The sequence below is a fragment of the Hyunsoonleella jejuensis genome, from assembly GCF_900111025.1.
Lineage (GTDB): Bacteria > Bacteroidota > Bacteroidia > Flavobacteriales > Flavobacteriaceae > Jejuia > Jejuia jejuensis.
The window spans coordinates 367971-382776 of the sequence record NZ_FOFN01000001.1 but is presented as its reverse complement, the minus strand read 5'-3'; the positions used below and the strand labels follow the sequence as shown (position 1 = coordinate 382776).

Here is a 14806-nt window from a genome sequence, read left to right as displayed (position 1 = left end):
TTCAGAATTTAAATATTACAATGAATTTAAAGAATTTAATTTTTTCGCTTCTTTTCATCCCAGTAATTTGCTTGGGGCAACATAGTATAAAAGGCACATTTACACCTGCAGGAGAATTTGAAATTGCATTGCTATATAAAGTTACTCCTACACATTCAAATTACGTTACAAACGCACCTATTGCTGCTGATGGTAGTTTCGAAATAAAATTAGATTCAACCATTACAAAAGGCATGTATCGAATAACCTATGCCGTTCCTCAGGAAGAATATAATTTTGATGTGATTTACAATGGTGAAGAAGATGTGGAGTTAGCTTTTAATCCTGAAACAGGTGTTGAATTTTTAGCATCAAGAGAAAACAAGTTATTAGAATCTTATACGAAGAGCATGTTGATGATTACGAATAGTATAGGTAACTATTTCAGAGATAAAAGTGAAACAAGGGATTCGCTGGCTTTAGGAGCAATTTTTAAAACACAACACGAAACACAACAGGGTTTTGAAGAAGCTTCTAAAGGAACATTAGCATTTAATTTTATAAAGGCGAATAGCCCATATATTCCAGAGAAGATAGTTGATGTTAAAACCTACATAAAAGGTCTAGAAACCCATTATTTTGATCATGTAGATTTTAATAACGAGGTATTGCAGCGTTCCAAATTTTTAACAGAGCGTATGTTGAATTACGTGTTTGGCATGTCTTCGCAAAATGGGAATGAGGAAGCAGACTATAAAAGAAATATAAAGGTATTTAGTAAAGCGATGACTGATGCTCCTGATGACATCAAAAAATCGTTGTATACTGATTTATGGGAGCAGATGGTAGATTTAAAAATAGAGTCTGTTGCTAATTTTATAGCCGAAAACTTTCTCATGGACTTATCGGTTAAGCTAAACGATCAACAACTTTTACAAGCGTTGATATTATATCAAAATACGTCTATTGGAACCGAAGCTCCAGATTTTGCAATTGAAATCGAAAAAAAAGAAGAAACTACAAAAACGTTGTTAAGCAAACTAGATATTGCTGAATATTATATTGTAGCGTTTTGGAGTAGCACGTGTTCTCATTGTTTAGTCGAAATTCCACAACTGCACGATTTTTCAAAAACATTTGAAGATAAAAAGTTAAAAGTTATTGCTATAGGTTTGGAAGATGAACATTATGCATGGAAAAATTTAACCTATGATTATGCTAACTTTATACATGTTTATGGTGAAGGGAAATGGGATAACGAAATTGGAAATAGCTATGGTGTCACTGGTACACCAACGTATTTTATTTTAGATATAGATAAAAAAATAGTTTCAAAACCTGAGGATTTAGAAGAGTTGAAAGCCTTTTTTGAAATTTCAAACTCACAAACTGAAGAAGAAAAAGAGTAGTTTTTTTGTCGTTCAGAGGGAGGTACGACCGAAGAATCTAATATCAAAAATGATAAAAAGCATTCTCTAAATGTTCAATATTATAACCATTAGTTTCTTTTACAATCGCTATAATATCGAAGCGCACTTCAACATCTAATTCGTTAACCGTAACGTATTCATCAACAGCTTTAACCAAGTTTTTTATTTGCTTTGGCTTTACAAAGTCTTGAGGGTCTCCAAAATCGGCAGTAGAACGTGTTTTCACTTCAACAATGGCTAGAATGCCACTTTTTTTGGCAATAATATCAACTTCTGCCTTATCAAAACGGTAATTACGTTCAATAATATCATAACCGGTTTTCAAAAGAAAATCTACAGCTATTTGTTCACCTTTTTTACCAAGTTCGTTATGTTGTGCCATAATTACCCCCTAAACAAAAAGAAGTCATCTTTCATATCCTCAATCTGTGCATCCTTGTTGGTGATGATGTAATCAATAGCTTTTGAAGTGAATTCATCTCCTTTTTCAGTTAAGGACACAATGTTTTTATCTAACTGAATCATGTTATTCTTCAAAGCTAAATCTAATACTGATTTTGAGCGTACCTTTTGCCAATTAATATGTTCGTTGAGGTGATTTACATGACGCTCACGTTCTTCTGTATGATTTTTTAAATGCAGAAGAAAGGTGAGGAGAGACACCTCTGTACGTTGTTGTTTTTCTCTATAAAGAACAGCGATAATACCACGACTTGGTGCAAACAAGTACACTATTAAAAATATTATTCCGAGCATTGTGGTGATAGATCCTGCAATAGAAGCGTCCAACCAATGTGCTACCCAATATCCAGAAATCGCACTAAAAACGCCAAAACAAACAGCATAAATGACCATGCGTTTTAATTCGTTGGTCAATAAATAAGCGGTTGCGGCGGGTGCTATCATTAACGCAACTACTAAAATGGCGCCCACAGCATCAAAAGCACCAACGGTTGTAACGGAAGAAACAGTCATTAATCCATAATGAATTATGGCAGGAGAAAATCCTAAAGACGCAGCTAAACCAGCATCAAAGGTGCTTACTTTTAGTTCTTTAAAAAAGGCGAATAATAGCCCGATGGTTATGATTAAAATAGTTCCAATAATCCACAATGATTTCGGGCCTACATCAACTCCAGAAATAATTAATCTATCAAAAGGAGCAAAAGCAAGTTCTCCCAATAATACGGCATCCACATCTAAATGTACATCATTAGCATTTTTGGCTATCATAATCACACCAATACTAAATAGCGCAGGAAACACTAAGCCAATAGCAGTATCTTCTTTAACAAGTCCAGTTTTTTGGATATATTCCACTAAAACAACGGTTAAAATTCCGGTCAATGCAGCTAAAAGGATTAACAGTGGTGAGTTCAAATCTTGAGTAATAAAGAAACCAATAACGATTCCTGGTAAAATAGAATGACTAATAGCATCACTAATCATAGCCATTTTCCGAAGCACTAAAAAAGTCCCTGGAATAGCGCAGGCTATGGCAACCAAACTTGCAATCAGCTGTATTTCAATTTGTGCGCTACTCATTGTTGTCGTTTTGTTGATTGTATAAATTTGATGCTGCTTTAAAGCCTTCTTCGGTTAAACTCCACATATTACCTTCAAGGGTTACGTAATTTTTACTTACCAACTTCTGAAGTGTACTTTTGGTATATCCTTGAAAATTATTAAGGATTTTAATAGCATGTGGATGTGAAACGTCTTCATGACTTTCAACGATATTGTACATAAAGGCTAAGGTTTTGTGTAATTGTAAATCGCGACGGTTTTTTATAAATCGAATTTGCTTAAACAATAAGCCTCTACTTGGTGAAAATATAAACGAAAACAATACAAAAACACCTGCAATAATTACAATAACAGGACCAGTAGATAGGTTGTCTTGACTTGCGCTTATGGCCGTTCCAAACACACCAGAAAACGCACCAAAAATGGCGGCTAGAAATACCATAACGCCTAAGCTGTTTGTCCATTGTCTGGCTGCCGCTGCGGGCGCTAATAGCATGGCGCTCATTAACACTACGCCAACAGTTTGCAAGCCTAATACAATAGCAAGCACGATAAAAGAGGTAATTAAAATATCTATATTTTTTGTGTTGAACCCTAGCGTTTTGGTGTAGTCAGCATCAAATAGAAGAATTTTAAATTCTTTCCAAAATAGCAACAATACAAGTAAACATATTCCAGTTACAATAGCCATCATCCATACGTCACTTTCAAGTAATGTTGCCGCTTGTCCGAATAAATATTTATCCAATCCTGCCTGATTAGCATTGGGTTGTTTTTGAATAAATGTGAGTAATAACATCCCAAAACCAAAAAATAAGGATAGAATTAAGCCTAAAGCAGTATCTGATTTTAAATGTGTTTTTTTAATAATACCACGAATCCAAAACGTGCCAATGAGTCCGCTTACTAACGCGCCCAAAAGCAAAACATTGCTGTTTTTTGCACCAGTTAGTAAAAAGGCTATGGCAATTCCTGGTAAAGCTGCGTGGGAAATAGCATCACCTAATAAACTTTGTTTTCGCAAAACAGCAAAACTCCCTAACATACCAGTTACTGCGCCTAGTATAGCAGTACCTAGGGTTATGGTTCTTAGGGTATAGTCGGTGAAAACGAGTTTTATGTATTCTGTTATGTCCATAATTTCTGCGAAATCAGGAATCTCTTCCTTTGTTTCGCTTTATTTCTTATTCTATTTTTTCCAGTCGAGTAAGCACTGTTTACTGCGACTGAATACTGTAAACTTTTTTTACTCCTGAATGCTTACTTTATAATTAATACCATAGGTCTTAGTTAAATTATCATCATTAAAAATATCCTTAACCGGACCAGTAGCAATCTTTTTTACATTTAAGAACGTAACCCAATCAAAATATTCAGGGACAGTTTGTAAATCGTGATGTACTACAATAACTGTTTTTCCTGCTTTTCTAAGTTCTTTTAAAATATTAATAATTGCTATTTCTGTTGTAGCATCTACACCTTGAAAAGGCTCGTCCATAAAATAGATGGAGGCGTTTTGTACCAAGGCTCTCGCCAAAAATATACGTTGCTGTTGGCCACCAGAAAGTTGACTAATCTGTCGGCCCTTAAAAGGCAACATGCCCACTTTTTCTAAAGCTTCTAAAGCTGCTTTCTTTTGTTTTTGCCCAGGGCGTTTTATCCAACCTAAACTGCCATATGTTCCCATCATAACAACATCTAAGGCCGTAGTAGGGAAATCCCAATCTACACTGCCTTTTTGGGGCACATATGCAACGAGTTGCCGCTGTTTTTCATAGGGTTTGTCATAAATGCTAACGCTTCCAGCAATTGGCTTAAGAATACCTAAAATAGATTTTATTAGGGTTGATTTACCAGCGCCATTGGGACCTACAATAGCCATAAGTACGCCTTCTGGGATTTCTAAATCAATATCCCATAATACGGGTTTGTAGTTGTAGGCTACGGTGAGGTCATCTACTTTTACGGCTATTTTATCTTTCATTTCTTTCGTGTTTGAATGTTCATTTTGTCTTGATACACTATTTAGTTTGAAAGGTCCAGTGGACGTTTCTAGCTAAATACCATGAACCAAAAAATCATATCAATCTGAGAAAATTGCTAAAGCACCATTCGCTCTCGGAATTACGCGCCTGAAGCTGCGCTTCGCGACTTCATTCCTTCTCTCATTATTTCTGCAGATTGATGATTCCGATTACATCAGAACTCGGGTGTTGGCTCTTTTGCCTAACCATTATTTAATTCAAAACTATTTTTCAACTTTCTAAACTCTAAACTCTAAACTCTAAACTCTAAACTCTAAACTCTAAACTTACAAAGTATGAGTAAAGTTCCTCCCCATCGGGGAGGTTAGGAGGGGCTTTTATTTTAAAGCATTTACAATCGTATTCACATTATATTCAAACATTCCAATATAAGTCCCTTCAACAGTTCCTGCATTTCCTAGTGCATCAGAATATAGAGTCCCTCCAATAGAAACTTCATGACCTTTTGATTTTACCGCTGCTTGAAGTGCTTCAATAGTGCGTTTAGGTACAGAGCTTTCTACAAAAATAGATTTTACTTTGTTTTCTATGATGAATGTAGATAATTTTTGAACATCTTTTACACCCGCTTCTGTCGCTGTTGATAAGCCTTGTAAACCAACTACTTGAAAATTAAAAGCTTTACCGAAATAATTAAAAGCGTCATGTGCTGTTACTAAAATTCGCTGTTCTTCTGGAATAGCTGAAATTGTATTATCTATTTCAGCTTTTAAATTGTTTAATTTATCAATATATGTTTTGCCATTTTCTTCAAAGGCTAATTTTTGCTCTGGAATAGCCTCAGAAAGTGTCTTTACCACAAAATTTGTGGCTTGTTTCCAATATTCTATATCAAACCAAATATGAGGATCATAATTTGAAGCAAAGTATTCTGAACCAATCAATGTGTTTTTGTCTAAAGCATCAGATATTGCAATGGTTTTCTTATTTTTCATTTTCTCGAAAACTTCTACTAGTTTTCCCTCTAAATGTAAGCCGTTATAAAAAATGATATCAGCATTTGATAGCTTAGTAACATCGCCTTCACTTGCTTTGTAGAGGTGCGGATCTACACCACTACCCATTAAACCTTGTAAATTAATGTGTGCGCCACCAATGTTTTTAACCAAATCGGTAATCATTGTGGTGGTGGTAACAACATTAAGTTTTCCATTGTTGTCTTTAACATTTTTACAGTTGATAATGATAATGCTTAAGATAATTAGGAGTAGTGCTTTTTTCATATTTATGATGCCTATTTTGTGCTAATTTAATTTAAAGTAAACCGTAATCCAAAAAACAGACGTCGGCCCTGGTTTGGGCCGTAAACATAGGTAGGATCGAAAGTTAAGGCGTAAGGATTGTCAGCTGTGGCAATAGCATTGCCATCAGCATCAAACGTAACATCTTTATCAAATGGATCGTTTGCCCTAGCAATGATAAAAGGATTGCCTCTATTTGGCGTCCAATCTAAAATATTTTTTACGCCGCCATAGATTTCAAAATTACTGATACCATCATATGTCAATTGAATGTTTTGAATGCTCCATGTTGGTGAGTATTCACGTCTTGGATCTAACTCTCCCAATAAAGGCAATCGCATAGGGCCATAAATATTTCCGGTATAATCGAAAGTAAGATGTGTTGGAAAATTTTTATAGGAAAGCGACCAAACCCCTGTGAAGCGTTCGGTTAAAATTTGTCTTGTTCTTATGCCGTTTTCTTTTTGGGATACATCTTGAAATGTAGCACCTACAGAGGCGCTAATTCCACTAGCGAAAACAGCATCTAAATTTAGGCTAAATCCTTTTGAGATTGAGTTGCCGTCTAGATTATCATAAATAATCTGATTTGGATTAGTGTCGTAATCTGGAATAATAGCATTGGTAAAATAGGTGTACCAAGCTGAAGCGTCTAGGGTAATTAAAAATCCGCTTTTAGTATAAAACTTCTTTAAATAATTGAGATTGATGTTGTACGACTGTTCAGGTTCGAGAGCTTCGGTGATTACAACATCTCTTGCGCCCGTTAATGCAGCATGGTCTTCGGTAAACAAATTAACAACTCTAAAACCAGTTCCTGCGTTTATTCTAAAGATATCATGTTCAGTGGGTTTAAATCTGTATGCGATTCGAGGTGTTAAGATTGAACCGTGCCTATTGTCATAATCATAACGTAAGCCTAATAAAACTCGCTGTTTCTTGGATAAAGTTATTTCGTCTTGAACAAAAATTGAAGGTATAGTAACTTCATCTGCCTGAACTGTGGCCGCAGTATTATCATTATAAAAATTATATCTAGCGGCTAAACCAAATAATAAATCATGATGTTTAAGTGGTTTATCCCAAATTAATTGGCCAAACCCAATACGCTGTTGTGCTTTATACTCAGTATCACCGTAAAACGAATCTTGATCATGATCGGAATATGAAAATTGAAAATTCACTTTTTCAGAAATGGGTAATTGATAATTTCCAATAATCTCAAAGCGCGATGTATAGATACTTTCTCCATACACTTCGGTGCTTCCTCTAAATGATGGATTCCATTGCATTTCTCCACCCCATCGGTCTTCATAAAAATAACGACCAGCCAAGTACAGCAATCTATTGTTTTTACGCTTAAAGCTCCACTTTTGAAACACTGAAATTCTATCTTGAAGCGTTACGTCAGTGAAATTATCGCTATTATTATCAATAGGGTTGGAATAATTAAAATAATTTACACCTAGAAGCATATTAGCTTTGTTGTTTATGTTCGCTTTAAGACCTACATCTAAGTTAGCTTCTCCCCAACTACTTACAAATCCATCAGCAAAAACTAATGGTGTATGCTCTGGAAGTTTTGTAATGATATTGATTAAACCACCAACTGCTTCGCTACCATAAAGCGAGGAAGCTGGACCTTTTACTACTTCAACCTGTTCAATTAAAGAATTGGGAATCCCTGATAAACCATAAACTGTAGATAAACCACTAACAATGGGCATACCATCAATCATTACCAAAGTGTAAGGCCCTTCTAAACCGTTAATGTGAATATCGCCTGTATTACAAACGTTACAATTAAGTTGAGGTCTTACACCATTTATATTTTGCAAAGCATCAAAAATATTAGGTGTAGGGTTTTTTTTGAAAAATGTAGGAGAGTAAACTTCAACAGGAACAGGGCTTTCCAATCTAGAAACTGCTTTTAGTGTTCCTGTGACAATAACTTCATCGAGAATTTCAGATTCAAATAAATCAAAATTCACAATACTATTTTCAGTAGTTATAGTGATTACTTTTTTTTGGGTTCGATAACCTGTAAACGAAGCCACAACAGTATAGGTGCCAGCTTTTACGTTTGCTATACTGTACGAGCCATCTTCTTTTGAAATCGCTCCTTTTGTAGTGCCTTTTAAGAATATGTTTACGTATGGTAAACTTTCACCATTAGATATAACTTTTCCTTTTACGTTTTGAGCATAAAAGGATGTGCTAGATAGAATGATTATTAAAAGGGTAAGGTACTTCACTAATTAATTTTTATGCAAATATAAATATATTTTTAGACTAATCTAAAAAATTATTTTTAGTGCAAAAAATACTATATCTTTGTTTTGTTTAAAATTGTAATGTGATTACGCTTACCGAAGAAAATTATATCAAATCTATTTACCATTTAGGAAAGCAAGGCGCTACTAATGTAAGTACCAACGCTATTGCTCAAGATATGGAAACAAAGGCATCGTCTGTTACCGATATGGTGAAAAAACTATCGGAAAAAGGGTATGCAGATTATAAAAAATATCAAGGTGTTTCTTTAACTGAAAAAGGAAAGACTATTGCCATAAATATTGTGCGTAAGCACAGATTGTGGGAAGTGTTTTTAGCTGAAAAATTAAATTTTTCTTGGGATGAAATTCACGAAGTAGCAGAACAATTAGAGCATATTAAATCGAAAAAGTTAATTAGCCAGCTAGATGCATTTTTAGGTTATCCAACGCATGATCCTCATGGCGATCCTATACCTGATGAAACCGGAAATATTAAAAAAATTGACAAAATTCTACTTTCGGAAGCAAAAGAAGGCGATCATTGTATTTGTGTTGGCGTTCAGGATTCTTCTACCGAATTTTTAAAATATTTAGACAAGAACAATATAGCTTTAGGGGTTCACTTAAAAGTATTGCAACGCGAACCTTTTGATAATTCTATAACCATAAAATTGAAGGATAGAGAATTGGTGATATCTAATGTAATAGCAAATAATTTGTTTGTTAAAGTCACTTAGTTAGCTATTGCTGGTATAATAGTTGATGCATTTTGGCAAACTCTAACTATGAGGTTAACATTTAAGAAAATTTAATACTTTAAACTCATGTTAGTTTATTAAACTAAAACCTCCTCTTGTCAATAACTTGTTGTTATTTGGCAATGCTTCCGAATTTTTAAGTTCTACATAGCCATTATATGTTCTGCCAACATCAATTTTAACTTGATTAAAAAAATAACTGCCATCAGTTTGCTCATCTAAAACCAATATAAAATAATTGCCGTCTACTTCTATAACAGCAGTTTCTGGTAAAGCGTTTGCCGTACGTTCTTCGGTTATAATTTCAGCATTAACAAACATACCAGTTAAAAACTGATGCGACTCGTTTTTTGGATGTGCATGTACTTTAATAGTTCTGTTATCTTCAATAGACGAGCCTACTAAATATACACTAGCTTCGTAAAAATCATTAGATGCTTCAGGAATTTTAAACAAAATATTTTGTGCTTTTTTAATATTCATGATGTCTTTTTCAAAAACCGATAATTCTAAGTGAATATGGCTGTTATCAACAATTTCTAATATTGCTGTGGTTGGTGAAACATAAGAACCTTTGGACACATGTACCTTGGTAATGCTTCCGTTTATTGGCGCATAGATATTAACTACTGAAGTGAAGTTGCCTTGTTCAGCTCGTAACGGATCGATATTGAGTAGTAACAATTGTTTTTTTAGGCCTTTATATCTCGCATTGGCCGTTTTGTATGCGCTTTCTGATTTTAAAAACACTTTTTTAGAAATGATGTTTTCTTCAAACATGGTGCGCTGTCTTTCAAATTCCGTTTTTAGGTAGTTGAGCTGTTCCTTTACTTCCAGATAATTTTGCTGTAGTGCTACAAACTCCGGATTTTTTAGTGACACCAAAACCTGTCCTTTTTTAACCATGTCGCCAACTAATAACGGAATAGTTTTTACATAACCACCAATAATGGCATTTACTATGGCCTTGTTCTCCGGCGGAACATCTATTACACCATTTACTTTTATGCTTACAGGGAATGGCTTGGTCTCAATATTCCCCATAACCATATTGTTTTGTTGAAACTGCGCTTTAGCAATTTCAATGCGCTGATCTTCAGTTGTATCAGTCTCAATTTTAGCTGTGTTTTCTGATTTTTTACAACCAGAAATCATGATTAAGAGGATAAGTATTGATGTTTTATATATGTTTTTCATAGAACTAACTTTATAATGTTAAATAGTTTATGGCTATTACCGTTTGGTTGTAGGCATTAAGGTTTTCCAGATAATTGAGCTGAATCTCATATGCGTTTTCTAAACTCAAAATGTACTGGTAAAAGTTTATTTCGCCGTTTTTAAAGCTACCGTTGGCAGTTTTTAAAATTTCTTTTGAAAGTACCGCGCCTTCTTCTTCGTAAAAATCCAATGCTTTTTGTTGTTGTTGTAGTTGCGACAATAACACTTTATTTTTTATATTTAGTTGAATCGTGTAATCTCGCAACCTTTCGTTAGCGATTTGTTCTGAAATTTTTGAAGCTTTTATTTTTGAAGCCGTACCTGAAAAAAATAAAGGAATCTTTAATCCTATTTGGTAACCATAAAGATTGGTATTGATGCCAGCGTTACTGCCCTGAAAATAATTAAGTGTTATATCAGGCATTAATTGTTGTTTTTCTAATTTCTTTAATCGCTCTGCAACCGAAACAGTGTTTGAGTAAAAGGATAACTCAGGGCTTTCATTTATATTAATTAGTTTCAATGGTTTCTTTTGTAGAGGACGAATCAAAATATCTAAACTATCATCGCTTTGTATAATACTTAAAAGTTTTTGGTAAGCAATAATAACCTCTTCTTTGGCTTTTATGTAATTAAGATTTACCTGTTTATGTTTGGCTTTGGCAGTTATTTTTTCCAAATAGTTGGTTTCACCAAGCTCAAATCGCCTATGTGCAGTATTAGAAAAATTTTGATACAAACTATCTAACATTTCATGGATACGTTCTTTTTCTTTAGCATAGAGGTATTGGTAGTATCCGGATGTGATGTTGTGCTTTAGTGCTTTTTCTTGTATCTTATAGTGTGAGGTTTCTTTGCTGTAAATAGCACGATTTAATTTTTTTTGAGACCCATACACGGTTGGGAATAAAAATTGTTGTTGAATGCCAAAAACACCTATTGGCTGTTCATTGATTGCTAAGTTATTTTGGTCGTAACCATAATAGATTTCGGTTTTATCAAAATCGAAAGCACTATTAATCAACGCGTCAGATTCGCTCACTTTTAAGCGACCTGCTTTTAGGCCAGCATTGTTTTCTATTCCGATAAGGATAAGATCTTCAAGCGATTTTTTATTGTTTTGACCGAAACTATGGCTTGAAAACAGTCCGAAAAGTAACAGTATCATAGGTAAATTCACTTTATTGTTTTTTAATGTAGTTCCATTTTTTCTATACTTACTAAATAAAGCATAAAGTACAGGTAAAACTACCAATGTAAGTAGTGTTGCAGTAACTAAACCACCAATAACAACTGTGGCAAGTGGCCTTTGAACTTCTGCACCAGCACTTGTAGAAATAGCCATGGGTAAAAACCCTAATGCAGCGGCAGAAGCCGTTAATAACACTGCACGTAATCGATTTTTAGCACCCTGTTTTATTAATGTTTCCATATTATCAAAGTCTTTATTTTTTAATTCTTTAAAGTGCTCGATAAGTACAATGCCGTTGAGTACAGCAATACCAAATAATGCAATAAAACCTACACCAGCCGAAATACTAAACGGCATATCCCTTAGCCACAGCAGTAGAACGCCACCAACTGCAGCTAATGGAATAGCAGAAAATATTAGAAGCGCCTCTTTAATAGAGTTGAACGCAAAATAGAGCAAAATAAAAATGAGTATAAGTGCAATAGGTACAGCAATTAATAATCTGGATTTTGCAGTTTGTAAGTTTTCAAATTGACCACCATAGGTAATGCTATAACCTGCAGGAAGACTGATATTTTTCTCAATTAAGGATTGAACATCATTTACAACAGATTCCAAATCACGGTTTCTAACATTAATACCAACAACAATTCGTCGTTTTGTATCATCTCTAGAAATTTTTGCAGCTCCTTTTTTATAGCTTATTTCCGCTAACTCTTGCAGTGGTACTTTTCCACCATTTGGTAAATCCACATACAAGTTTTTTATGTTTTCAATATCAGTGCGTTTAGCTTCATCTAATCGTACCACAAGATCAAAGCGTTTTTCGCCTTCAAAAACACTACCTACAGTTTTGCCTGCAAATCCCATAGAAAGCATAGTGTTGAGGTGCTCAATATTTAGGCCGTATCGTGCTATTTTTTCACGATTGTATGCAACACTCATTTGAGGCAAACCATCAATTTTCTCTACAGTAATATCTGCCGCTCCTTCAACGTTTTCTATTAAGGATTTTATTTCGCTTCCTTTTTTTGAAAGCACTTCTAAATCTTCACCAAATATTTTAATTGCAATATCTGCCCTAACACCTGTAATAAGTTCATTAAAACGCATTTCAATAGGTTGAGTAAATTCTACTTCCATACCTGGAATTATGGCTAATGCTTCCTTAAATTTATCGGCAAGTTCATCTTTTGAAGAAGCAGATACCCATTCCTTCTTGGGCTTTAATACGATGATAACATCGCTCTCCTCCATAGACATTGGGTCTGTTGGTACCTCTGCAGCACCAATTCTGGTAACTACTTGTTTTACTTCTGGAAACTCTTCTAATAATATCTTTTCGATTTCAGTAGTTATTTCAACGGTCTTTTTTAAGGATGTACCTGTTTTGAGTACAGGTTGAATTACAAAATCACCTTCATCTAAGGTGGGAACAAATTCTCCACCCATAGTTGTAAAGATGTAAATTGAAATAGCCAATAAAACTGTTGCTATGCTAAGCACAAGTTTTTTGCTCTTTAGCGCCAAATCAATTGTTGGACTGTACAAATTGTGCAACCAACGCATTATGCGAATAGAAATATTTTTATCCGATAGTTTGGTTGGTTTTAGAAATAAAGAAGCCGCAACTGGCACATAAGTAAAACAAAAAATCATAGCACCAATTAGCGCAAAACTAAAGGTTAACGCCATTGGTTTAAACATTTTACCTTCAACGCCACTCAAAGATAATATTGGAATAAAAACAATAAGAATAATAAGCTGACCAAATATGGCAGAATTCATCATTTTAGATGCGCCATTAAAGGTAATTTTATCTTTAAAGGACTGAACGTCTTGTTGTGGTAAAGCCGCCATTTCAACTTGATTTCGTGTAATCTGAAAAGCAATAAATTCTACTATAATGACGGCTCCATCAATTATAATTCCAAAGTCAATAGCTCCAAGACTCATTAAATTAGCGTCTACGCCAAAAACGTACATTAAGGATATGGCAAATAATAAACATAGCGGAATAACAGAAGCTACCACCAGACCTGAGCGCAAATTCCCTAAGAGCAAAACCACCACAAATACCACAATAAGACAGCCTAAAACTAAATTTTCGGTAACTGTAAAAGTGGTTTTAGCAATGAGCTCGCTGCGGTCTAGAAAAGCATTGATATAAACGCCTTTTGGCAATGACTTTGATATAGATGCAACACGTTCTTTTACGGCTTCAATCACTTCTTTAGAATTAGCGCCTTTGAGCATCATAACCTGCCCAAGTACTTTTTCGCCTTCTCCATTTCCTGTTATGGCGCCAAAACGTGTGGCGTTACCAAAGCCAACTTTAGCAATATTCTTAATGTAAATAGGTACACCGTCGGCATTTTTTACAACTATATTGCCAATATCCTCTAAGGAAGACACTAATCCATCACCTCGAATAAAATAGGCCTGATTTACTTTTTCAATATAACCCCCACCGGCAACACTATTATTTAGTTCTAGGGCTGCAAACACTTCTTGTGCAGAAATGTTCATGGCATTGAGTTTATCCGTATTTAAAGCAACTTCATATTGCTTTAAAAAGCCTCCCCAAGTATTTACTTCTACAACTCCGGGTATTCCAGAGAGTTGCCTTTTCACTATCCAGTCCTGGATAGTTCTTAAGTCTTGTGGTGTATAAGAATCCTTATAATCAGGTTCTACATCAAGAATATATTGGTAGATTTCTCCTAAACCTGTTGTTATTGGTCCCATTTCGGGCTTGCCAAAACCATTTGGTATTTTTTCAGAAGCAGATTCTATTTTTTCTGCAATGAGTTGTCGCGGCAAATAAGTGCCTATATCGTCATTAAAAACTATAGTAACTACAGATAAACCAAACTTAGATACAGAGCGAATTTCTACTACACCAGGAAGATTAGCCATTTCTAATTCTACAGGATAGGTGATAAACTGTTCCATATCTTGTGTAGAAAGGTTTCGAGAAGTAGTGATGACTTGTACTTGATTGTTAGTTACATCTGGTACAGCGCCAATTGAAATTTGAGATAATGAATACAACCCAAATCCGATGACGAACAGTGTAAAGATTAGAATAATAAACTTATTCTTTAGGCTAAATTTTATAATGTGTGATAGCATAATTC

The 14806-nt window shown here is 34.6% G+C and carries 10 protein-coding genes; 2 read left to right on the top strand and 8 right to left on the bottom strand.

All coding sequences use genetic code 11. From position 1 onward, the window contains the following. The first annotated feature begins 20 nt into the window (after positions 1-20). Positions 21-1388: a TlpA family protein disulfide reductase gene (locus BMY39_RS01620; protein ID WP_092574557.1), complete on the top strand. Its 1368-nt coding sequence runs from the start codon at positions 21-23 to the stop codon at positions 1386-1388. A gap of 43 nt (positions 1389-1431) precedes the next feature. Here the strand turns inward: BMY39_RS01620 and BMY39_RS01615 are convergent, their stop codons facing one another. The 6 genes from BMY39_RS01615 to BMY39_RS01590 form a co-directional block, all read right to left on the bottom strand. Then, positions 1432-1791: a YraN family protein gene (locus BMY39_RS01615; protein ID WP_092574552.1), complete on the bottom strand. Its 360-nt coding sequence runs from the start codon at positions 1789-1791 to the stop codon at positions 1432-1434. A gap of 2 nt (positions 1792-1793) precedes the next feature. Then, a complete protein-coding gene (locus BMY39_RS01610; RefSeq protein ID WP_092574547.1) occupies positions 1794-2954 on the bottom strand; it encodes a metal ABC transporter permease in 1161 nt (386 codons plus the stop codon). Then, the gene (locus tag BMY39_RS01605; protein ID WP_092574545.1) at positions 2947-4074 is read right to left on the bottom strand and encodes a metal ABC transporter permease; all 1128 of its coding nucleotides are present in this window, start codon (positions 4072-4074) and stop codon (positions 2947-2949) included. Before BMY39_RS01605 ends, BMY39_RS01610 begins: the two co-directional genes overlap by 8 nt. A gap of 108 nt (positions 4075-4182) precedes the next feature. After that, on the bottom strand, positions 4183-4920 hold the full coding sequence (locus tag BMY39_RS01600; RefSeq protein ID WP_092574543.1) for a metal ABC transporter ATP-binding protein: 738 nt from the start codon (positions 4918-4920) through the stop codon (positions 4183-4185). Positions 4921-5298: 378 nt separating this feature from the next. Next, positions 5299-6204 carry a metal ABC transporter solute-binding protein, Zn/Mn family gene (locus tag BMY39_RS01595; RefSeq protein WP_092574541.1) on the bottom strand — a complete coding sequence of 302 codons (906 nt, stop codon included), beginning with the start codon at positions 6202-6204 and terminating at the stop codon, positions 5299-5301. 26 nt (positions 6205-6230) lie between these two features. Beyond that, complete coding sequence (locus BMY39_RS01590; protein ID WP_092574539.1) at positions 6231-8477, bottom strand: TonB-dependent receptor; 2247 nt, start codon at positions 8475-8477, stop codon at positions 6231-6233. A gap of 104 nt (positions 8478-8581) precedes the next feature. On the opposite strand from BMY39_RS01590, the gene BMY39_RS01585 reads away from it, so the two are divergent. Next, positions 8582-9235: a metal-dependent transcriptional regulator gene (locus BMY39_RS01585; protein ID WP_177176558.1), complete on the top strand. Its 654-nt coding sequence runs from the start codon at positions 8582-8584 to the stop codon at positions 9233-9235. Between the two features lie 90 nt (positions 9236-9325). Here the strand turns inward: BMY39_RS01585 and BMY39_RS01580 are convergent, their stop codons facing one another. Continuing rightward, entirely contained in the window at positions 9326-10453 is a 1128-nt protein-coding gene (locus tag BMY39_RS01580; RefSeq protein ID WP_092574535.1) for an efflux RND transporter periplasmic adaptor subunit, read from the bottom strand. A 10-nt stretch (positions 10454-10463) separates the two neighbouring features. Continuing rightward, on the bottom strand, positions 10464-14801 hold the full coding sequence (locus BMY39_RS01575; protein ID WP_092574533.1) for a CusA/CzcA family heavy metal efflux RND transporter: 4338 nt from the start codon (positions 14799-14801) through the stop codon (positions 10464-10466). Between the last annotated feature and the right edge of the window lie 5 nt (positions 14802-14806).

What these genes read in the sequence shown, in the direction of transcription:
- BMY39_RS01620 (WP_092574557.1), top strand. Translation starts at nt 21, where the DNA reads ATGAATTTAAAGAATTTAATTTTTTCGCTTCTTTTCATCCCAGTAATT.
- BMY39_RS01615 (WP_092574552.1), bottom strand. Translation starts at nt 1,791, where the DNA reads ATGGCACAACATAACGAACTTGGTAAAAAAGGTGAACAAATAGCTGTA.
- BMY39_RS01610 (WP_092574547.1), bottom strand. Translation starts at nt 2,954, where the DNA reads ATGAGTAGCGCACAAATTGAAATACAGCTGATTGCAAGTTTGGTTGCC.
- BMY39_RS01605 (WP_092574545.1), bottom strand. Translation starts at nt 4,074, where the DNA reads ATGGACATAACAGAATACATAAAACTCGTTTTCACCGACTATACCCTA.
- BMY39_RS01600 (WP_092574543.1), bottom strand. Translation starts at nt 4,920, where the DNA reads ATGAAAGATAAAATAGCCGTAAAAGTAGATGACCTCACCGTAGCCTAC.
- BMY39_RS01595 (WP_092574541.1), bottom strand. Translation starts at nt 6,204, where the DNA reads ATGAAAAAAGCACTACTCCTAATTATCTTAAGCATTATCATTATCAAC.
- BMY39_RS01580 (WP_092574535.1), bottom strand. Translation starts at nt 10,453, where the DNA reads ATGAAAAACATATATAAAACATCAATACTTATCCTCTTAATCATGATT.
- BMY39_RS01575 (WP_092574533.1), bottom strand. Translation starts at nt 14,801, where the DNA reads ATGCTATCACACATTATAAAATTTAGCCTAAAGAATAAGTTTATTATT.